The following is a 19,323-nucleotide window of genomic DNA, read 5'->3' as shown; positions in this document are numbered from 1 at the left end:
AGACTCATAACTCACCGCGCGCAATCCCTATTAGTCACGCCCTTGTGGCGGGGCAATGCGTCGCTCGACGAGCGACATTGCTTCCCGACGAGGGGCTTAAGGCAGGGCTGATACCACAAATACGAAGGGCGGAGCAGCCAAAGCTGCCCCGCCCCATGTGATTTCAGCGTCTTTTTCGGTTGTTACCGTACGCGACCACGCTGGATCAGGTTGACGATGCCGAGCAGAACCACGGCGCCGACCACAGCGATAACCAGTCCGACGAGCGAGAATTCCTGCACGCTGCCGCCGATGCCGAGCAACGGGCGCGCGATAAGATTGCCGACCACAGAGCCGACACAGCCAACGACGATATTCCAGAAGATGCCCATCGAGGCATCGCGATTCATGACGAGGCTAGCTAGCCAACCGGCAACGCCGCCTACGATAAGCGCAATAATCCAACCCATAACCCTACTCCTCCTGTTATTCGGGTACTTGGAGCTACAAACGGCTAGGAATGCAAGCCGTTCCCGGAGGCGCAGTCGATGTTACAATGGGATGTGCGACCGAGATGGACTTCCTACCTGAAACTGCGCCCTGCAGAAACAGGCCCTTAGTCGTGCCGTCGGCTTTGATCCTGCCTCGACACGAGGCCAAGCGACGCAGCAACGGTTTCGGCCAGTGCGGCACCGAAATCGCGCGGCGAGTAGCCGAAGCTGTCAAGGAATAGCGAGCTGTCCATGCGTGAGTTGCCTGGTCGGCGCGCGCGCGACGGATAGGCGATAGAGCAAATCGGGTTCACAGCGCAGGTCGGGCCGCCCAGTTGCCGACTTTGGCGAAGTATCGCTACGGCGAATTCCGCCCGGGATAACGCCGTTTGACCGGCAAGATGGTAGGTCCGGTTCGATCCCCGCCTCGCAGCCATGTCCCACTGGCGCGTGATTGTCAGCAAGGCGCGTGCGACATCCACGGCCGACGTGGGATTGCCGAATTGATCATCCACCACACTGACCTCGCCTCGTTCGGTCGCCAAACCAAGTATCGTTTTGACGAAATTCTTTCCGAAAGGGCTGTGGAGCCAGGACGTTCGAAGGATGCAATGATCAGCGCCCGAAGCTGCCAGCGACTGCTCGCCTGCCAGCTTGCTCTCCCCATAGGCGTTCACAGGACCGACAGGATCCTCCTCGCGCCAAGGGCGCGTTCCCTCTCCCGAGAACACGTAATCGGTGGATAGATGGATTACCCGCGCGCCCATCCGATACGCACAGTGGCCGATCACGCCAGGCGCCCTTGCGTTGATGGCCATTGCCAGTTCGGGCTCATCTTCGGCGCGCTCGACGTCGGTGTAGGCGGCCGCACTGAAGATAATGTCTGGCTGCGTCCTATCGATCGTGCGTTCGATACTTCTCGCGTCGGCCAGGTCGAACTCCGGGCGGGCGGCGAACATCACTTGGTGCCCGTGCAGCTCCGGTACGAGCAATGGCGATGCTAGGGATCTCGCGACCTGTCCGTCTCTCCCGGTTACAAGAATTCGCGCCATCTGCCTCAGCCGAACCCAACGCGCTCGCCGGCATTTTTTCCCGAGCGGATCGGCGCCCACCACCACTGGTTATCGAGATACCAGTCGACCGTCATTTCGAGCCCGCGGGCAAAACCAACCTCCGGTCTCCAGCCGAGCTCGCGCTCTATCCTGGTCGGTTCGATCGCATAGCGCCGATCATGACCGGGACGGTCTGCTACCATCGCGATGAGCTCGCTGTAGGACCTACCATCGCCACGAGGCACTTTCGCATCGAGGCGTTCGCAGATTGCCTCGACTACGGCGAGATTGGTGCGTTCCTGCCTTGCCCCAACGTTATAGCTTGTCCCGACCGACCCTCTCGTCAGCACAGCCTCAAGTGCTGCTGCGTGATCATCGATATATATCCAGTCGCGAATGTTCAGACCCGACCCGTAGATGGGAATCGCCTTTCCTTCCAAGGCGTTGAGAACAGCGAGCGGGATCAGCTTCTCGGGGAATTGGTAAGGTCCGTAATTGTTCGCGCAATTGGAAAGAACAATGGGGAAGCCGTATGTCGCATGCCACGCGCGCACGAAGTGGTCGCTCGCCGCCTTGGAGGCCGCGTAGGGAGAGCGGGGCGCGTATGGCGTTTCCTCGCTGAACGGAGAACCATCGAAAGGCAGATCTCCGAAGACTTCGTCGGTCGAGACGTGATGGAAGCGAAACGCTTCGCGGCGCGGCATATCGAGTTCGCGCCAGTACTCGAGCGCCGCGTCGAGCAAGCCGCAGGTCCCAACGACATTGGTTTGAACGAATTCCGCCGGGCCGTCGATCGACCGGTCGACGTGGCTTTCAGCAGCAAGGTGCATCACCGCCTCGATCCGCTCCTCGCGAAGCAGGTTCGAGACCAGCGCACGGTCGGCAATGTCGCCCTGCACAAACCGATGGTTCGGCGAAGCGGCAACGGCCTTCAAGCTTGAGAGATTCCCGGCATAAGTCAGCTTGTCGAGAGTCACGACGTGCCGCCCCTTGCCTACGAGCCTGCGAACCACCGCCGATCCAATGAATCCTGCTCCTCCGGTTACGAGAATCCTCTGCATCAGCCTGCCATCTCGTCACTGCGGAAGGGGCTGTCGATTTCGCGCAAGAACAGCGCATCCGAGTCTTTCTCAGACAATGTCACCTCCACTCCAGGATCGGGCCACGGAATTGCAAGATCCGGATCGTTCCAGCGAAGGGTTCTCTCGTGCTCGGCCGACCAATGAGCGCTCACCTTGTAAAGCACCTCGGTATCGGGTTCGAGCGTCATATAACCGTGCGCGAAGCCGATCGGCACCAGCAACTGGTTCCACGCTTCGGCCGAAAGCTCGAGCGTCACGCTCGTGCCGTAAGTCCGAGACCCGCGCCGTAGATCGACCGCGACGTCGAGGATCGCGCCGCGTGTTACCCTTACAAGCTTGTTTTGCGCGAAAGGCGGGATCTGGAAATGCAGTCCGCGAACCGTTCCCGGCAGCGCGGAATAGGCATGATTGTCCTGCACCCAAGCTATTTCAATGCCCTCACAGGCTAATTCAGCGTGATTGAATACTTCGGAAAAGAACCCCCGCTCGTCGTCGAACTTCGAGGGCACAATTTCCATCAGTTCGGGAATTGCAAGGCGCCTGATGCTCGTCACATTCGCCCCGCGATCAACTTGCGCAGGTAGGCGCCATAGGTGGTAGCATCGAACTTGTGCGCCCTCGCCGCAACGGCCTCATCGTCCAGCCAGCCTTGTCGCCAGGCGACTTCCTCGAGGCAGGCGATCTTGATCCCGGTGCGCTTCTCGATTGTCTGAACGAAACTCGATGCTTCGTGGAGGCTTTCGTGCGTCCCGGTGTCGAGCCAGGCATAGCCACGGCCCAATTGGGTGACATTTAGCCTGCCTTGTTCGAGGTAGTGGCGGTTTACGTCGGTAATCTCCAATTCTCCGCGTGGCGAAGGGCGGATGGACCTTGCGACCTCGACCACATCCTTGTCGTGGAAATAGAGCCCGGTCACAGCCCAGTCGGACTGGGGGACAGCAGGCTTCTCCTCGATGCTGGTAGCCCGACCGTCTCCTGCGTCGAAGGTGACGACGCCGTAGCGGCCCGGGTCATCGACCTGGTAGGCGAAGATACTCGCGCCTCCGCCCATTGCAGCTTCAGCCGCCAATCGAAATTTGGTCCCGAGCTTTTCGCCGTAGTAAATGTTGTCGCCGAGGATCAGCGCACTTGGTCCGCCGGCGAGGAAATCCGCCCCGATCAGAAAGGCTTCCGCAATCCCGCCGGGTTCGGCCTGTTCGGCATAGGACAGTTCAATTCCGAAATCCGCGCCATCGCCGAGCAACTCGCGAAAGCGGGGGAGATCGCGGGGTGTCGAGATGATGAGGATTTGACGGATCCCCGCAAGCATCAGCACCGACAGCGGGTAATAGATCATCGGTTTGTCGAAGATTGGCAGCAGCTGTTTCGACAGGGACACAGTGGCGGGATAGAGCCTTGTGCCATTTCCCCCTGCCAGAATGATGCCCTTCACGGCGAAGCTCCTCCACCGCCCCGGGGCCAAATGCGACCCGGTGAGCGGTTCGGCGTGCTATAGCGTGCTGCGGCTTCCGATCCACCTTCAGGCGAGATGGATTGCTGAAGTTTCCGCAGTTCTGCGCAGCCCGACCGACGAGATAACAGACATAGAGCGAATACAGAAAGCGGAGCCGCCCAAGGGCGCGCCGCTTCAACGCTTCTCAAGAATTTCTTGTATCAGTACTTGAGCTGGCGCTCGTAGAGGTCGCGGTAGTGCTGGATACGCGTGACACGCAGGCCCTGCATGCCCGAACGGTCGACCGCACGCTGCCACGAAGCGAATTCTTCGAGCGTCAGATTGTAGCGCTCGAGCACTTCGTCGATCGTCAGCAGCCCACCGTTAACGGCTGCAACGACCTCGGCCTTGCGCCGCACCACCCACCGCTTGGTGTTCGGCGACGGAAGGTCGGCGATCGTCAACGGCTCCCCGAGCGGGCCGATAACCTGTGCAGGTCGAATGTTTTGGTTTTCGATCATCTATTTCTCTCGGTCGCCTGTTGCCGCGTCACCTTCGCTATCGACGTCCATGCGCCGGGTAGATTTGCAATGCCCTAAAGCATCAAGGTTAACAGCCTGTTTTCCATCCCCCAGCTCGGCAAAGAAGCCTGCGGCAGCATCGCCGAAACTGGCAACGAAAGTCGCACTGTCCCGCCGCAGAACCTGGCGCAGGTCGCGTGCGGCGTTGATGCGAGCGGTGAGCTCGCTCCAGCCGATCGCCCTGAGCGCGGTACCGTCGCCATGCGGAATCGAAGCCGCTGAGATGGGGTTTCCTTCGAACATGAGAGGCGTTCTACATCCGCGCACCTCAACATACGGTAAATCCGCAATTTACCCGGCCTTAGTAATAAGCCGGGGTCGCGGAGTGAGCGTTCACGCGGGTTCACTCTCGGCGCGCTTGCCTCTGGATATGGGCGCGCGGCGCGTGTAAGGGCCGCCCGTCCATGACCGACATGCCGATCTTTTCCGCCGGGCTCGATGCCGCGGCCCTGTTCGACCTGCCCAAGCCGGCGGGCGAAAGCCGCATCGTCGTGGCGATGAGCGGGGGGGTCGATTCGTCGGTGGTGGCGGCGCTCGCGGCGGCCAGTGGAGCCGAAGTGATCGGTATCACGCTCCAGCTCTATGATTATGGCGCAGCGACGGGCCGCAAGGGCGCCTGCTGCGCGGGCGACGATATCCACGACGCGCGGCAGGTCGCCGATCGTCTCGGCATTGCGCATTACGTGTTCGACCACGAGAGCGCCTTTCGCGAAGAAGTGGTCGAGCAGTTCGCCGACGAGTACCTAGCCGGACGCACCCCCGTACCCTGTATTCGCTGCAATATGGGGCCAAAGTTCACGGATCTGTTCCGCATGGCGCGGGAACTGGGCGCAGATTGTCTGGCAACAGGGCACTATGTCCGCCGCGTGATGGGTGCGGCAGGGCCCGAACTGCACCGCGCCGAGGATCTTTCGCGCGACCAGTCCTACTTCCTCTATGCGACGACCGAGGACCAGCTCGACTATCTGCGTTTTCCCTTGGGCGGCCTGCCCAAGACCGAGGTGCGGCGGCTGGCCGAGGAAGCAGGGCTGCGCAATGCGGCGAAGCCTGACAGCCAGGACATCTGTTTCGTGCCCGACGGTGACTACGCCAAGATCGTCAAGAAGCTGCGGCCCGAAGGCGGGAGGCCGGGCGCGATCGTCCATGCCCAGAGCGGCGAGACACTGGGCGAGCACAAGGGCATCGTCCACTACACTGTCGGCCAGCGTCGCGGGCTCGAGATCGGGGGACAGCCCGAACCGCTCTATGTGGTCGGGCTCGATGCCGAAGCGGGCGAAGTGCGGGTCGGCCCCAAGCGCATGCTTGCAACCCAGGCAGCCACGATCATCGAAACCAACCGTATTGGGCCGCTCCCTGATGTGCAACTAACCGCAAAGGTTCGCAGCCTTGCCAAGCCCGCGCCCGTCACGCTCGAGGGTCCGTTGGGCGAAGGCGCGACGACGACAATCCGCTTCGCCGAACCGGAATATGGCGTTGCGCCGGGCCAGGCGGCGGTGATCTATGCCGGAAACCGGGTCGTCGGCGGTGGCTGGATCGACGCAACCGAAAGCGCCGCGTAAGCGCGCGCTAGCTATCCCATTTCTGCAGCACGCAGCCATAGCCCTTGCGGTAGGTGGCCGTATCGGAGGAGATCAGGGGAAAGCGAGCGGTGACGCTCCTGGCCTGCGGATCGTCGACCAGGGTGACCAGTTCCATCCCCGCGATCTTGTCCTTCTTGCAATCCTCGAGGCTGCGCCCGGCAACGAAGCGGCACGAACAGGCGACCCGCGCGGAATAGGCGGTCGCGGCATTGGCATAGCCGGTGGCGGGCGCGCGATAGTACCACGCCGCGGCGGCCAGGATCGTGAGTATCACCAGTGCGATCCACGGTCCCCGGCTCGAGCGGGGGGCGGCACTACGGGTACGGGCTTTAGCCATTGCGAATCGTGATTCCTTGCGCGAGGGAGGCGGCCATGAAAATGCGGTCGCCCTCCACTATCGCCACACTTGCCCTGCTGCCAGCCCTGTTTGGATGCGGCGATGCACCGCCCGCCGAACCGCCGCTGTCCGAGGAAGCGCTCGCCGCAGTGGCCAGTGATGCCGGCGCTCCGACCGAAGATCTCGCACGCCAGGTCGATGAGCTTTTCACGACGGAGGGGCTGGGCGAAACCCGCGCGATCATAGTGATGGCCGACGGCAAGATCGCGGCCGAACGCTATGCGCAAGGCTACGGGCCCGAGACCCGCTTTGTCAGCTGGTCGATGGCCAAGACGGTGACCGCGGTCATGATCGGCATGCTGGTTGCTGACGGGAGGCTCCGGCTCGACGAGAGCGCGCCCATTCCCCAATGGCAGCGGCCCGGGGATGCCCGCGGCGAGATCACCCTGCGCCACCTGCTCCAGATGCGCTCGGGCCTGCGCCACACCGAATCGGGCGACCCGCCATATGAATCGGACGAGGTGCGCATGCTGTTCCTCGATGGGCGCGACGATATGGCGCGCTGGGCGGAAGAACAGCCGCTCGAGGCCGAGCCGGGCGCGAAGTTCGAATACTCCTCCAACACCAGCGTGATCCTGGCCGATATCGCGGCGCGGGTTCTGACCGACAGCAAGGATCCGGACGTCCGGCGCAAGGCGGTGGCCGATTATCTCGAGGCGCGGCTGTTCGGACCGCTCGGGATGGACAGCATGGTCCCCGAGTTCGACGCCTCGGGCACGCTAGTGGGCGGCAGCCTGATCCACGGCACCGCGCGCGACTGGGCGAAGCTGGGCGAGATGCTGCGGCGCAAGGGGCGCGCGCCGGGCGGCGAACAGCTTGTCCCGCGCAAGTGGATCGAGCTGATGATCACGCCGAGTCCGCGATCACCGCAATACGGGTTCCAGACCTGGCTCAACCGCGAGTTCCGCCAGCCTGGTTCGGACGTGACCCACACATTGATCCCGGATCGGGCGCCCGCAAGCCTGTTTGGCCTTAGCGGCCACATGGGCCAGTTTGTCTGGGTCTCGCCAAGCCAGCGCGTGACGCTGGTCCGGCTGGGTCATTCGGATTCCGCGCAACGCAGCGTACTGAAGGGCGAAATGGCCGACGTGCTCGAACTCTACCCCGAGCGCTAACTGCCCGCCTCGCGCAGCGCGCCGCCGATCCACACGCGCTCGCCGTCAAGCCGGCAGGACAGGCGCCCTCCGCGCGCACTCGCCTGATAGGCTGTGAGCGAATCGCACCCCAGCCGTTCGCACCAATAAGTCGCGAGGACGGCGTGGGCCGAGCCGGTCGCAGCGTCTTCCTTGCCGCCCGAGAACACCCGGCTGACAATATCGTAGCCTTCCTCCTTCGACCGTGCCGTGGCGATGACCTGCACGGTTCCAAGTGCATGCGCAGCTTCCAAGTCCGGCGCCAGCGAACGTACATCCGCGGCGCTGGCGAAGATGGCGAGCGCATAGCCCCGCTCGTTCCAAAGCGTTTCGAGCGGCTGCGCGCCGAGCATCGCCGGTATCTCGGGCTGCGCGCGCGGCTTAGTCGGGATGCCCGACAAGGCCAGCGCAAATCCGCCATCGCCGTCGGCCCGTCGAACTTCAAGCAAGCGGCCCTCGCCCGAACGCAAGATAACCGAGCGCGCGCCCTGAGACAGCAGCACGGACCCGGCCGCAAGCGCACCATGGCCACAAAGCGCGATCTCTCGTTGGGGTGCGAACCAGCGGATGTCGTGCGCTCCGCCATGTGGTTCCGACGCCACGAAGGCGGTCGCCGGAAGGCCGAGCTGCCGTGCCTGCGCCTGCATCTCCGCCTCGGCAAGCGGGGCATGCAGTACGACTACACCCGCAGGATTGCCGCGCGCTCCCGGGCCAACGAACACGTCGATCTGGCGATGCGGATGTGCCACGCCGCTGCTCAGCCGGCCCGGTCGGGCAGCAATTCCTCGGCGGCGACGCCCTCTTCATTGACGAGCCCCTTGGGATCGGGGTGGATCAGCACCTCGACCCCCGGGAACTCCTTCTCGAGCCGTGCCTCGACCTCGTCCATCAGATCGTGGACCTGGACGATCGTGAGATCGCGGTCGACCGCCATGTGGAACTGGACGAAATCGTCCGAGCCGCTGGTGCGAGTGCGCAAATCATGCACCCCGCGAATGTCGGGATGGCGCGAGAGCACTTCGAGGAAGGCGTCGCGCTTCTCGTCGGGCCACTCCTTGTCCATCAGGTGATCGACCGCCTCGCTGGCAGCATGCCACGCGCCCCAGGCGAGCCAGGCCGCGATGCCGATGCCGAACAGCGGGTCCGCCTGCGCGATGCCCAGGTACTGGTCGAGCACCAGCGCGGCGATCACCGCCAGATTGAGCAGCAGGTCGGACTGGTAATGGACGTTGTCGGTCTTGATCGCGAGGCTGCCGGTGCGCCGGATCACGTAGCGCTGCCAGGTCAGCAGCGCGAGCGTGGCGACGATGGCGATCGCCGATACGCCGATGCCTTCCGCCGCCGCTTCGGTCTGCACCCCGTTGATCAGGCGATCGATCCCGCGATAGCCGATTCCCGCCGCCGAAACGGCGATCAGCATGACCTGGAAGATCGCGGCGAGCGCTTCCGCCTTGCCATGGCCGAAGCGGTGGTCTTCATCGGCGGGCATGGCGGCGATCCACACGCCGATCAGCGTGGCGAGGCTGGCGATGAGGTCGAGCGCCGAATCGGCGAGGCTGCCGAGCATGGCGGTCGAGCCGGTGCGCCAGGCGGCCCAGGTCTTGAGACCGACCAGCAGGATCGCAGTCGCGATCGAAGCGATCGCTGCACCGCGGTTGAGCGAGGAACGTTGATCGAGATGGATCGCACTCATGGGTAGAGCAGCGTATCCTGCCAGCCGTCAGCGTCGCGCGTAAAGCGCCGGCGGTCGTGCAGGCGGTTGGCCCGGTCGCGCCAGAACTCGATCGCCCGCGGCATGAGGGTGTACCCAGTCCAGTGCGGCGGGCGCGGCACCTCGCCGGCATTCTTGCAGGCTTCTTCGATCTGCTCGACGCGCCTCAGATAGGTCGAGCGGTGATCGAGCGGGTGCGACTGGTCGCTCGCGGCCGAACCGACCTGGCTGACGAAGGGGCGCGAATGGAAATAGGCGTCGGCCTCTTCGCTCGACACTTCGACCAACGTGCCTTCGATGCGGATCTGCCGCCTCAGGCTCTTCCAGTGAAACAGCAGCGCCGCCTGCATGTTGGCGCGGATTTCCTCGCCCTTCCTGCTTTGCGCATTGGTGTAGAAGGTGAAGCCGTCGGGCCCATGACCCTTGAGCAGGACCATCCGCACCGAGGGCGCGCCATCGGGCGTCGCGGTCGCCAGCGCCATGGCATTGGCATCGCCGGGCTCGGCCGCGCGCGCTTCGGCAAACCACGCGTCGAAAATTGCCAATGGATCGCTCGAGGGGATCTCGCTCTCGTCGAGGCGGGCCAGTTCTTCGGAGGTCGGTTCAGGCATATGGGCAAAGTCCTACAGGATGGAACACATGGAACACAGTCCTGAACGAGAAAATCGGGCCCGCATTGCGCGGGGTCAATCGGGCTGGGGCCAGGCCCGGCGCGATCGGGCACGAATATGGGTGGGCGGCGACCATGCGCCAAGTCCTACCCGCCTGAACAATCGTAGGAAAGCTATTCGCTTGCGCGCGGGCCGTGCATTACCTAGCTAACTCACTATGGCCGATCCGTACCAGACCCTTGGCGTAGCGCGCACTGCCTCCGAGGCGGAGATCAAGAGCGCCTATCGCAAGCTCGCCAAGGAACTGCACCCTGACAAAAACAAGGACAATCCCAAGGCGGCGGAGAAATTCTCCGACGTGACCCGGGCCTACGACCTTTTGTCTGACAAGGACAAGCGAGCCCAGTTCGACCGCGGCGAGATCGATGCCGAGGGCAATCCCGCCAATCCCTTTGCCGGAATGGGCGGCGGCTTTGGCGGCGGCGGCACGCGCGGCAACCAGCGCGGTTTCCGCCCCGAGGATTTCCAGGGCTTCGGCGGCGGCGACGACATGGACCTGGGCGACCTGTTCGAAGGCCTGTTCGGTGGCGGCGGCAGGCGATCTTCCGGCATGGGCGGCGGCTTCGGTAGCCAGCGTCGTCCGCCCCCTCCCCCGCGCAAGGGTGCCGATATCAATTATCGGCTGGCCGTGAGCTTCGTCGACGCGGCGACGCGCAAGGACCAGCGCATCACCCTAGCCGATGGCAAGACGATCGACCTTAAGCTTCCCGCCGGGGTCGAGGACGGCACCCAGATGCGCCTCAAGGGCAAGGGGCAGGACGGCCCGGGCGGCAAGGGTGACGGGCTCGTCATGGTCGAGGTTGGCGGGCACCCCTATTTCCGCCGCGACGGCGACAATATCCGCATGGACTTGCCGATCACGCTCGACGAGGCGCTCGGCGGCGCCAAGATCAAATGCCCGACCGCCGATGGCCCGGTGATGCTGACGATCAAGCCCGGCACCAATGGCGGCACCGTGATGCGCCTCAAGGGCAAGGGCTGGAGCACCAAGGGCGGTGGTCGCGGTGACCAGTTGGTCACGCTCGAAATCCAGATGCCGAAAGACACCTCGGAACTCGCCGAGCGGCTCGAAGGTTGGCAGGACGACAGCAATCCGCGTAGTAAGCTGGGGTTCTGACTTCGGGGCTCCACAGGCATGACGCCGCCACGAAGCAAGGGGAGCGATGAGCGAAATCGACCTACCCTCTCCGCAAGAGCGGCAGATTCACTATCTCTCACCCGAAGCGCGCCGCCGCGAGGCGAAGACGCTGCGCGGCCGGGTGATCGACACGATGGGGCCGGGCACGCGCGCCTTCGAAGTGGTCAAGCGCACGCTGGTCGGCACCTATAACGACGGCTTCATCCATGCCGGCAACCTCGCCTATCTGGCGATGCTGGCGATCTTCCCCTTCTTCATCCTCGGTTCTGCGCTGTTCGCGCTGATCGGCAGCAAGGGCGAGGAATCCTCGATCATCGACGCTATTGTCGTCGCCATGCCGCCGACGGTCGCCAACACCATCGCGCCGGTCGCGCAGGACGCGATGGCAGCGCGCAGCGGCTGGCTGCTTTGGGCAGGTGCCTTCGTGGCCCTGTGGACGGTCTCCAGCCTGATCGAGACGATCCGCGACATCCTGCGCCGTGCCTATGGGACGCAGGCGACCCACGCCTTCTGGAAGTATCGGCTGTTCTCGGCGGGCTTCACCCTGGCGGCCGTCATCCTCCTGGTCCTGTCGCTGTTCGCGCAGGTCCTGATCGGGGCAGCGCAGGAGGTGATCGAAGCCTATTTCCCGCAGCTCGTTGACCAGATGGGCGCGCTGCACCTGTCGCGCGTGGTGCCGACGCTGGGGCTGTTCGCCTCGCTCTATCTCCTGTTCTACACGCTGACGCCGTCAGCCTATCGCGCACGGCGCTATCCCAAGTGGCCCGGGGTGGTCTTCATCACGCTGTGGTGGCTCGCCGTGACCAGCGCGATGCCGCCAATCCTGCGCAATTTTTTCACCTACAGCCTGACCTATGGCAGCATCGCCGGGATCATGGTGGCGCTGTTCTTTTTCTGGCTCGTCGGCCTCGGAATGGTTATCGGGGCCGAATTGAACGCCGCGCTCGCGGTCACTCCCGAAGAGGAGGGGGCCGATGGCGGCGGCGAGGAAGCATGTGACGCAGCATAAGGAGGAAGCCGCATGGGCGGTTTGATGCAGGGCAAACGCGGGCTCATCATGGGCCTTGCCAACGACAAGTCACTCGCCTGGGGCATCGCCAAGAAGCTCGCGGACGAAGGCGCGGAACTCGCCTTTTCCTACCAGGGCGAAGCACTCGCGAAGCGCGTGCGGCCGCTCGCCGAGCAGCTGGGCAGCGATTTCCTGATCGAATGCGATGTGTCCGACATGGCGGCGCTCGACCAGGCGTTCGACGACCTCAAGGCGCGCTGGGACCGCCTCGACTTCGTGGTCCATGCGATCGGCTTTTCGGACAAGAACGAGCTGCGCGGCAAATATGTCGACACCAGTCTCGACAACTTCCTGATGACGATGAACATCTCGGCCTATTCGCTGGTCGCGGTGGCCCAGCGCGCTGCAGAAATGATGCCGCCGCTGCAGGAAGACGGGACAGGCGGCGGCTCGATCCTGACACTGACCTATTACGGGGCCGAGAAGGTCATCCCGCACTACAATGTCATGGGCGTGGCCAAGGCCGCGCTCGAGACCAGCGTTAAATATCTCGCTAACGATCTCGGGCCGCTGGGCATTCGCGTGAACGCGATCAGCGCCGGGCCGATCAAGACGCTGGCGGCGAGCGGGATCGGCGACTTCCGCTATATCCTCAAATGGAACGAGCTCAATTCGCCGCTCCGCCGCAACGTCACGATCGACGATGTCGGCGGATCGGGGCTGTATTTCCTGTCGGACCTGTCGTCAGGCGTGACGGGTGAGACGCACCATGTCGATGGGGGCTACCACGTAGTCGGGATGAAGCAGGAAGACGCGCCGGATATCGCGCTGGGGTGAGGGGGTGTGTGATAGCTGTCACTGCGATTTCGCATCAAGGCCCCCTTCTGTCCGGCGATGGAGTGTCCGCGTTTCGCTAACGAGTGATTGGCTCGAAGCCGATGTTACTCAAGATAACGGTCGCCGGGAGCTGACTTTCGGGACCGACGCCAAGGATTGAGATTCTTAGTAGATTGCAGTTTTGGTCGGCTTCGATCTCGGAACTATAGGTCCCAATCGTTTGATCTTGCGGCAAGCGCTGCTCCCAAATCAACTTTCGGTTGCCATTCGCTTCGCCAATGCATTCGCCTTGCCACCAGAGGCGAGGCTTGGCGCCACTGCCTGAATAATTGACCCGCTGGGACAGCCGGTAGTCACTATTTGGCCGGACTGGAAATTCTCGCGCAATGATCATCCCGCGTGAGAGGGGGGACATGGTGACCTCGACCTTACCGTCTTCCATAGTCCTGCTATCGATGCCGCCCTCTCGCGCCAGCATCCACGCGAGACTGCCTAGCCTTTCATCGATCGAGGCCCGGGTCACCCCTGGCGCCGAAAACTCATCAACGCCGAAATCGCTCCAAATTCGGCTGGCAAGCGCCATTGCCTTGTCCCACCGGCCAATCGCGGCAAGTCGGTAGATGAGCGTGGTAGCCGCTTGGGCATTCTCTTCGACAGTGAATATATCTTCATTCGACCCAATGAGATCGAGCAAATCAACAGGATCCGCGTTAGCGGAGGCATGAGCGACAAAGGCTCGTGACCAAGGCGCGCGACTAGCTAGATATGGCCTAATCGCCTGCCGCGCTTCGCGCTCTGATAGTGTCTGGACCAACGGAGGGATCAGAACATCTTCGAGCCGCGGTTTTACGGATAGTGCAGCATGATAATGGTCGACGGCCGCCTGGTAGTCACCCACCTTAGCTGCCTGCTCGATAAACCAGAGCTGAGCCCACGCGTCGCGTCGCGATACTCGGTTGGACAGTATCATCGCCTCTTCGGCTTTTGCCTGGTCGCCCGCGTCAGCGAACCCAAACCCGATAATTCTCAGTGACGATCGACTGAGCGGAAACGCCACAAGCGAGCGAAGAGCCTGCATGTTTTCAGAATCGTTTACCCGGATCTCCTGCGCTTCGGCGACTCGCTTGTCGACAACCTTTGCAAGAGCCAGAGCGTCATCGGGCCTTTCCGCGTGAGCTCGCACCGGGTTCTGGACACGTAGGTGGGAGAACCTTGAAAACTGATAAGCCGAGAACGCCGCAAAGCCGGCCAGAAGAATGAGGACCAATCGTCCGAACACGCTTCCGCTAGTCGTTGTCACGCTCGCCTCGCAACCTGTTCTTCTTCACCGTAACGCTCACCGTAACCGTATCCGTAGCCATATCCGTAGCCGTAACCGTAACCGCGCGATCCACTTCCCATCTTGGTGAGGACCACGCCAAAGATATGAGCGTTGGCCATATTGAGGCGCTTGACCGAAGCCCGGATGCCACGTGCCGCAGCTCCGGCAGACTGGACCACGTAGACCACGCCTTCCACCGCGCGCGCGATCAGCGGCGCGTCGGTCATCCCAAGTACCGGCGGGCTGTCGATGACAATATGATCGAACTTCAGCAAGCCTTCTCGGACAAATTGATCCAATCGGTCGCCGCTAAGGAGTTCTGCTGCACTTGGCGGTACTGGCCCTGCAGCAATAATTGAAACGTTCTTAGAGTTAGTCTCCTGGACAAGCTGCGACCAGTCGTCATCGCCTGCCAGATAGTTGCTGAAGCCGCGATCGTTCTTGGCATCGAAGAATCCGTGGATCGAAGGTGACCTCAAGTCCGCATCGACGAGCAGAACGCGACGATCTGTCCTTCCAAGCACAGTCGCCAAGGCCATTGCAGTCGAACTCTTGCCCTCTGCAGGGCGGGTACTGATAACGGCGATGGACTTGGGGAACCCGTGATTGGTCGCGAATGCGAGGCTGGATCTAATCGAGAAGTACGCATCATAGAAGTTGGACTTCACGTCCGCTAACTCTTCACGCGGATCGCCTTCGACCATCGGTGTTATGCCAAGCAATGGTAGCTTGAGCAAAGCTTCAACCTGTCCAGGTTCTCGGATGCCTTCGTCAATTTGTTCAAGGGCGAAGGCAGTGGCGGCCGCTGCGCCGACACCCAGCAGAATCGATACCACGAGGTTTATCAGCAAATTGGGAGATGATGGTTCGTTGGGTTCAATAGCGGGCTCAATGATAGCGATATTGTTGACGCCTACCGTGCCGGCAACGCCGATCTCCTTGTATCGCTGGAGAAGCGCATCGTAGAGCTCTCGATTGGTATCTGCTTCTCGTTGGTAGATTGCGTACTGAATATTTGCCTGGTTCTGAGTATCCAGTTCCTGCTTCAATCGATCCACTTGCACCTGAAGATCGCGCTCGCGCTTACTCGCCTCTACATACTCCTGCGCCCTTGCTTTCTTGATGCGATTTGTTTCGGCTGCAATTGCCGCATCCAGCGCTTCGAGTTGCTCCCTTAGTTCGATTGCTGCCGGGTACTCCGGTGCGAACTGCACCAGCATCTTTGCGTTCTGCGCGGCAATCGCCGCGCGCTGCTGGCGCAAGCTTCCCAGCGACGGACTCGATATTGACTCAGAGGTTGCGTCACCGGCGCTTCGTGCACGCGCTTCGGCCTCAATCCTCGCGGCAGTGGCCTGGTTGAGAGAATTGGCCAACTGCTCAAGTGAAGATCCGGTCAAGGTGCGGTTCGCAACCGCTCTTCCATTGCTATCTCTGATCTGATCCAATGCCACGATGCCAGACTCGGAGCCATACAGGACAACTTGACGCTCTGATTCTTCGAGGCGCTCCCTTAAATTAGCAAGGCGGCTTTCAAGGAAATTTCGCGCATCTGAAGTGGATGCAAACTGCCGATCAATGCTTAACGCAATAAAGGCAGTTGCCCATTGATTAGCAATACTAGTCGAAAGCGCCGGATCTCGACTGGTATAATTAATGTCGACAAGCTTTGACGCGCGGATGGGAGAAATTTCAACTGAATCAAGGAGAATGTTGACGACAAGCCGCCGATTCTCCGCCCTGAGCTCCGCTTCAGACTTGCCCGAGTCATTGTCCTCCAAAACCTCCTGGTCGACCCCATGCGCCTCCAAGAAGCTTGGGTTCTCGTAGAGTCGCAAATCAGAGGCAACACGTTCGGCCAGAGGGCGTGCCTTTAGCAAGGTGTACTGGGTAGCATAAAACTCCAGATCTTGGCTGCCGCCTTCTGCCTCAATGCCCTCAACCTTCGTGATCTGCTTCTGTTGCCGATCGATCTGGATTTGGGTCTTTGCGGTATAAAGAGGGGCCATCAACAGTGTAATGATCACACCGAGAACTACGCATCCAGCGATGATGGCCGCCATCAGCCACCGCCAGCGAAGCGCCGTATACCAATACTGCAAGAGTATTGGCGGGAGATGAAAACCTTCGTCACCGCCATTCGACGCGACATCGGAACGTCCCATGGGATCACCGAAGCTCTGATAATTTGCGTTCATTTCGTTAGCGACCATTTGAGTTGTGTCAGTTCCTGTTGCTGTCGAGCAACAGGACTACAGGCGCGAGCAAAGGCGTCGCAGCAAGGAAATCGCGGAATATTCGCCGGCTGTTCGAGTTGCCAACGACGACTATGTCTCTCGCATGGATATCTGGATCGGAATATTGCCCTTTCTCGATCGCCCGAACATCATAGAGAGCAGCGTAGTCCTTTCCGCCGACTGTCCTCAGCACGACGACCTCGCCCTTCTTAGAGAATTCCGTCCAGCCCTCAGCAGACGCAATGGCGGTAAGGAGGGTCATACGGCCAACAATAGGATAGACCCCGGCCTTCTTGACCTCACCGCTAATGGTGACTGTCTGACTGACGATCTCTTTCAGATTGACGGTGATCTGAGGATCGCGAATTAAACGGCCGCGGAATCGGTCGGCCATGAGCTCGCCCACTTCGCCAGGTGTCTTGCCTGCAACTTCGAGAGTGCCAATGAGCGGAAAAGTGATGCGTCCGCTGGCATCAACCTGCACTTCCTTCTTCGACAGCTCCTCGCTGCCGAATACGTCAATATTCAGGACATCGAATGGACCAACTCGATAGGGCCTCTCGTTTGCCGATAAGTCCGCGATGGTCGGTTCTGGCAGCGCCTCGCCCTCAACCACCTGAAGACCGGGTGCTCCGCCGATGTTGACTGACGAGGAAGCGCAAGCGCTCAACAGAAGCGCTGAGAGAATCAAGGGAAAGAGAGCGCGATGGTAACTAAGCATTCTTCGAAGTGCTTCCTGCCGGTTTGGTTTTCTGTTGGATACCGCTAGCCCATATCGCCGCGAGGACGAATATTGAAGCGAGAATAGGAGTACGCAGGGGATAGTCGCTTACACTGGCAAATGCCAGAAGGAGAATTACGACTAATCCCGCGCGGGTCATAATTGACTTTGAACCACGGCCGCCAAACGATCGCTTCACACCGATCAAGAATGCGACCACGGCTGCAACCAATAGAGCTGCCCCTGGCAACCCGGCGATCAGTATCACTTCCAGCCAATCGTTATGGGCTTGGTTGGAATATTGGCGCATCAGCAAGTTCGGTAACTCGTGAATCTGGTAGACTAGCGCGTAGGATCCGATTCCCGTCCCCCAGGGCAAGTATGAAGGCAAGAATTCGACTATTGTCGTCCACACCGGCCATCGTACTTCCTCGCTGGTAGCGCTGAAGCGTTCGAAAGCCACATTCCTCGAAGATACGAAGGTCGCTATCACCAATAGAGTCACCACAGCCAGCGCAGCCAGTAATTTCAGGACTAGCGAGGAGCGCCGATTCTGGCGGCGCTTCCCGGGTGAGTCGAACCGCATGTAGCCCAGGCAAAGTATTGCAATTGCTCCAACAAGGAGCCCGGCACGTGATCCCGTCACGATAATGAGCGGCACCAGAGCAACCATGGCAATCCCTGCCAGCAGGTTGCTCGCTCTTCCGGATTTCCCTTCTCTTTGCGCCACCGCGGCTAAGGCCGCGAGCATCGGGAACAATGCAGCAAGAAGTGCAGCTTGGTGATTTCTGTTGGCAAACAGCCCGGCGGTTTCTGACGAGATGCGATAGAATTGAATCCCTTGTCCGGCTGCCTGCATAACTCCGATCAAGCCACTAACAAGGCCCAGGCCAATGACGAGTTTTAGGATGCGCAAATGCTCACGCTCCTGAAGCTGGACTCCGAGGAGTAAGACAGCGGCAGGGACGCTCAGTGCATAGAGAGCGTTCCAGGTCCCTTCTGGATACATCGACAGGGGACGCCACGCACCTTGAAGCCCCGCGATTTCATCGATGTCGGAGATGATATCGCGCCCAGGCAACGCCTGCCAAACCGATGGCGGAAGCGGAACAAGATGGGCCACCACCAGCAGCGCGGCGGCCGCGAAGATCGCAAAGAGGCTCCAATACGGCCGGAAATGCTCCGGTTTGATTGTTGCCACACCAAACGCCGCCGCCAGAATCGCTAGCGGCCTGAGGAACTGCAAACTTTGAATATCTGCTCGCGAACCTCCGCCCATAGCGAACACCAGCAAGAGAAGCACGGCCAGAATCCAAAACTGCGCCGACGATTCCCGCAAGCTTTGGAGCTTTCCCGCGGACGGAATATCTACTGCTCTGCTTCGGGCCATCTCATTTGCACTATCGTTAATTTCTGGTTCCAGTTGGGCACGCCGCCTTAGTCGGGGCGGGCGATGCCTGTCACGCCCAATATTTCAATGCGCTGTCGATTCTTTGCAGGCGAAGCCTTTTCTCCTCAGCATGCTTTCTTGGGCGTGAATTCTCCTTATCCTGGACCTAGGTTGCCGGGAACTTGCTGTCATCACTCCTCCAGGCACCCAACGACATGAGAGATTAGACGCGCCCGTCTGATGAATGCCTCGAGATTCCGCTGAACCAATTCCTCTGGTACAAACCATGCGGTAGGTATGCGAATGTCTCGCACTCGTTGATTCAGCTCGCAAGAAAGTAGACTTGCAATCGAATTCGACCGCATTTAGCTGGCTCGACATGACGTCGATTATTGCCAGGGCCGCGGGCACCGTTTTCCTATGTTCGCGCGGTCGACACGAACGAAGCGAGGCGAACATTCGCAAGTCGGGAGATACATATGTCTCGACTTGCCGCTTTTGCGGCAAGCCAATGATTCGCTTGAGGAAGCGCAGCTGGTCAGTCATCGAAGCAGAGAGGTAGCA

General features: G+C 61.0%; 20 protein-coding genes. 5 read left to right on the top strand and 15 right to left on the bottom strand.

The window, feature by feature from the left end; all coding sequences use genetic code 11:
* Nucleotides 1-182: 182 nt before the first annotated feature.
* The 7 genes from P7228_RS06685 to P7228_RS06655 form a co-directional block, all read right to left on the bottom strand.
* A complete protein-coding gene (locus P7228_RS06685; protein ID WP_278017435.1) occupies nt 183-449 on the bottom strand; it encodes a GlsB/YeaQ/YmgE family stress response membrane protein in 267 nt (88 codons plus the stop codon).
* A gap of 146 nt (nt 450-595) precedes the next feature.
* Complete coding sequence (rfbD, locus tag P7228_RS06680; RefSeq protein ID WP_278017434.1) at nt 596-1,522, bottom strand: dTDP-4-dehydrorhamnose reductase; 927 nt, start codon at nt 1,520-1,522, stop codon at nt 596-598.
* A 5-nt stretch (nt 1,523-1,527) separates the two neighbouring features.
* Nucleotides 1,528-2,583, bottom strand: coding sequence for a dTDP-glucose 4,6-dehydratase (gene rfbB / locus P7228_RS06675; RefSeq protein ID WP_278017433.1), 1,056 nt, complete (start codon nt 2,581-2,583; stop codon nt 1,528-1,530).
* Complete coding sequence (rfbC, locus tag P7228_RS06670) at nt 2,583-3,158, bottom strand: dTDP-4-dehydrorhamnose 3,5-epimerase (RefSeq protein ID WP_278017432.1); 576 nt, start codon at nt 3,156-3,158, stop codon at nt 2,583-2,585. Before rfbC ends, rfbB begins: the two co-directional genes overlap by 1 nt.
* Nucleotides 3,155-4,036 carry a glucose-1-phosphate thymidylyltransferase RfbA gene (gene rfbA / locus P7228_RS06665; protein ID WP_278017431.1) on the bottom strand — a complete coding sequence of 294 codons (882 nt, stop codon included), beginning with the start codon at nt 4,034-4,036 and terminating at the stop codon, nt 3,155-3,157. The genes rfbC and rfbA overlap by 4 nt, the downstream gene beginning before the upstream one ends.
* A gap of 221 nt (nt 4,037-4,257) precedes the next feature.
* Nucleotides 4,258-4,557, bottom strand: a complete 300-nt coding sequence (gene sciP, locus P7228_RS06660) for a CtrA inhibitor SciP (protein ID WP_278017430.1) — start codon at nt 4,555-4,557, stop codon at nt 4,258-4,260.
* On the bottom strand, nt 4,558-4,860 hold the full coding sequence (locus tag P7228_RS06655) for a hypothetical protein (protein ID WP_278017429.1): 303 nt from the start codon (nt 4,858-4,860) through the stop codon (nt 4,558-4,560).
* A 161-nt stretch (nt 4,861-5,021) separates the two neighbouring features.
* Here P7228_RS06655 and mnmA point away from each other — a divergent pair, with 161 nt between their 5' ends.
* The gene (gene mnmA / locus P7228_RS06650; RefSeq protein WP_278017428.1) at nt 5,022-6,176 is read left to right on the top strand and encodes a tRNA 2-thiouridine(34) synthase MnmA; all 1,155 of its coding nucleotides are present in this window, start codon (nt 5,022-5,024) and stop codon (nt 6,174-6,176) included.
* 7 nt (nt 6,177-6,183) lie between these two features.
* On the opposite strand, the gene P7228_RS06645 is transcribed toward mnmA, so the two are convergent.
* On the bottom strand, nt 6,184-6,534 hold the full coding sequence (locus P7228_RS06645; protein WP_278017427.1) for a hypothetical protein: 351 nt from the start codon (nt 6,532-6,534) through the stop codon (nt 6,184-6,186).
* Between the two features lie 35 nt (nt 6,535-6,569).
* Here P7228_RS06645 and P7228_RS06640 point away from each other — a divergent pair, with 35 nt between their 5' ends.
* Nucleotides 6,570-7,709, top strand: coding sequence for a serine hydrolase domain-containing protein (locus P7228_RS06640; protein WP_278017426.1), 1,140 nt, complete (start codon nt 6,570-6,572; stop codon nt 7,707-7,709).
* On the opposite strand, the gene P7228_RS06635 is transcribed toward P7228_RS06640, so the two are convergent.
* From P7228_RS06635 to pdxH, 3 genes are read right to left on the bottom strand one after another with little or no spacing between them, the layout of a single operon-like run.
* Nucleotides 7,706-8,476, bottom strand: a complete 771-nt coding sequence (locus P7228_RS06635; protein ID WP_278017425.1) for a PhzF family phenazine biosynthesis protein — start codon at nt 8,474-8,476, stop codon at nt 7,706-7,708. The two genes, P7228_RS06640 and P7228_RS06635, sit on opposite strands and share 4 nt — an antisense overlap.
* 8 nt (nt 8,477-8,484) lie before the next feature.
* A complete protein-coding gene (locus P7228_RS06630) occupies nt 8,485-9,420 on the bottom strand; it encodes a cation diffusion facilitator family transporter (protein WP_278017424.1) in 936 nt (311 codons plus the stop codon).
* Entirely contained in the window at nt 9,417-10,049 is a 633-nt protein-coding gene (gene pdxH / locus P7228_RS06625) for a pyridoxamine 5'-phosphate oxidase (RefSeq protein WP_278017423.1), read from the bottom strand. The genes P7228_RS06630 and pdxH overlap by 4 nt, the downstream gene beginning before the upstream one ends.
* Nucleotides 10,050-10,266: 217 nt before the next feature.
* Between pdxH and P7228_RS06620 the strand changes: the two genes are divergently transcribed.
* Genes P7228_RS06620 through fabI form a run of 3 tightly spaced genes read left to right on the top strand, consistent with a single transcriptional unit; the run spans nt 10,267 to nt 13,093 of the window.
* A complete protein-coding gene (locus P7228_RS06620) occupies nt 10,267-11,226 on the top strand; it encodes a DnaJ C-terminal domain-containing protein (protein ID WP_278017422.1) in 960 nt (319 codons plus the stop codon).
* Nucleotides 11,227-11,272: 46 nt separating this feature from the next.
* On the top strand, nt 11,273-12,256 hold the full coding sequence (locus tag P7228_RS06615) for a YihY/virulence factor BrkB family protein (protein ID WP_278017421.1): 984 nt from the start codon (nt 11,273-11,275) through the stop codon (nt 12,254-12,256).
* Nucleotides 12,257-12,268: 12 nt separating this feature from the next.
* A complete protein-coding gene (gene fabI / locus P7228_RS06610) occupies nt 12,269-13,093 on the top strand; it encodes an enoyl-ACP reductase FabI (protein ID WP_278017420.1) in 825 nt (274 codons plus the stop codon).
* 76 nt (nt 13,094-13,169) lie between these two features.
* Here fabI and P7228_RS06605 read toward each other — a convergent pair whose 3' ends face one another.
* Genes P7228_RS06605 through P7228_RS06590 form a run of 4 tightly spaced genes read right to left on the bottom strand, consistent with a single transcriptional unit; the run spans nt 13,170 to nt 18,759 of the window.
* A complete protein-coding gene (locus tag P7228_RS06605) occupies nt 13,170-14,360 on the bottom strand; it encodes a hypothetical protein (protein WP_278017419.1) in 1,191 nt (396 codons plus the stop codon).
* 29 nt (nt 14,361-14,389) lie between these two features.
* Nucleotides 14,390-16,624 carry a GumC family protein gene (locus P7228_RS06600; RefSeq protein ID WP_278017418.1) on the bottom strand — a complete coding sequence of 745 codons (2,235 nt, stop codon included), beginning with the start codon at nt 16,622-16,624 and terminating at the stop codon, nt 14,390-14,392.
* 10 nt (nt 16,625-16,634) lie between these two features.
* Nucleotides 16,635-17,369, bottom strand: coding sequence for a polysaccharide biosynthesis/export family protein (locus P7228_RS06595; RefSeq protein WP_278017417.1), 735 nt, complete (start codon nt 17,367-17,369; stop codon nt 16,635-16,637).
* Nucleotides 17,362-18,759, bottom strand: coding sequence for an O-antigen ligase family protein (locus tag P7228_RS06590; protein WP_278017416.1), 1,398 nt, complete (start codon nt 18,757-18,759; stop codon nt 17,362-17,364). The genes P7228_RS06595 and P7228_RS06590 overlap by 8 nt, the downstream gene beginning before the upstream one ends.
* Between the last annotated feature and the right edge of the window lie 564 nt (nt 18,760-19,323).

The sequence above is a fragment of the Altererythrobacter sp. CAU 1644 genome (assembly GCF_029623755.1).
GTDB lineage: Bacteria > Pseudomonadota > Alphaproteobacteria > Sphingomonadales > Sphingomonadaceae > Erythrobacter > Erythrobacter arenosus.
Note: the sequence above shows the minus strand (reverse complement) of the source record. Positions and strands in the feature narration are given on the sequence as shown.

Excerpts from the sequence above, each read along its gene's own strand:
- P7228_RS06640 (WP_278017426.1), top strand. The coding sequence starts at position 6,570 with ATGAAAATGCGGTCGCCCTCCACTATCGCCACACTTGCCCTGCTGCCA.
- P7228_RS06595 (WP_278017417.1), bottom strand. The coding sequence starts at position 17,369 with ATGCTTAGTTACCATCGCGCTCTCTTTCCCTTGATTCTCTCAGCGCTT.
- rfbD (WP_278017434.1), bottom strand. The coding sequence starts at position 1,522 with ATGGCGCGAATTCTTGTAACCGGGAGAGACGGACAGGTCGCGAGATCC.
- P7228_RS06645 (WP_278017427.1), bottom strand. The coding sequence starts at position 6,534 with ATGGCTAAAGCCCGTACCCGTAGTGCCGCCCCCCGCTCGAGCCGGGGA.
- pdxH (WP_278017423.1), bottom strand. The coding sequence starts at position 10,049 with ATGCCTGAACCGACCTCCGAAGAACTGGCCCGCCTCGACGAGAGCGAG.
- P7228_RS06620 (WP_278017422.1), top strand. The coding sequence starts at position 10,267 with ATGGCCGATCCGTACCAGACCCTTGGCGTAGCGCGCACTGCCTCCGAG.
- fabI (WP_278017420.1), top strand. The coding sequence starts at position 12,269 with ATGGGCGGTTTGATGCAGGGCAAACGCGGGCTCATCATGGGCCTTGCC.
- P7228_RS06630 (WP_278017424.1), bottom strand. The coding sequence starts at position 9,420 with ATGAGTGCGATCCATCTCGATCAACGTTCCTCGCTCAACCGCGGTGCA.
- P7228_RS06600 (WP_278017418.1), bottom strand. The coding sequence starts at position 16,624 with ATGGTCGCTAACGAAATGAACGCAAATTATCAGAGCTTCGGTGATCCC.
- sciP (WP_278017430.1), bottom strand. The coding sequence starts at position 4,557 with ATGATCGAAAACCAAAACATTCGACCTGCACAGGTTATCGGCCCGCTC.
- P7228_RS06685 (WP_278017435.1), bottom strand. The coding sequence starts at position 449 with ATGGGTTGGATTATTGCGCTTATCGTAGGCGGCGTTGCCGGTTGGCTA.
- P7228_RS06655 (WP_278017429.1), bottom strand. The coding sequence starts at position 4,860 with ATGTTCGAAGGAAACCCCATCTCAGCGGCTTCGATTCCGCATGGCGAC.
- P7228_RS06590 (WP_278017416.1), bottom strand. The coding sequence starts at position 18,759 with ATGGCCCGAAGCAGAGCAGTAGATATTCCGTCCGCGGGAAAGCTCCAA.
- mnmA (WP_278017428.1), top strand. The coding sequence starts at position 5,022 with ATGACCGACATGCCGATCTTTTCCGCCGGGCTCGATGCCGCGGCCCTG.
- rfbB (WP_278017433.1), bottom strand. The coding sequence starts at position 2,583 with ATGCAGAGGATTCTCGTAACCGGAGGAGCAGGATTCATTGGATCGGCG.
- P7228_RS06615 (WP_278017421.1), top strand. The coding sequence starts at position 11,273 with ATGAGCGAAATCGACCTACCCTCTCCGCAAGAGCGGCAGATTCACTAT.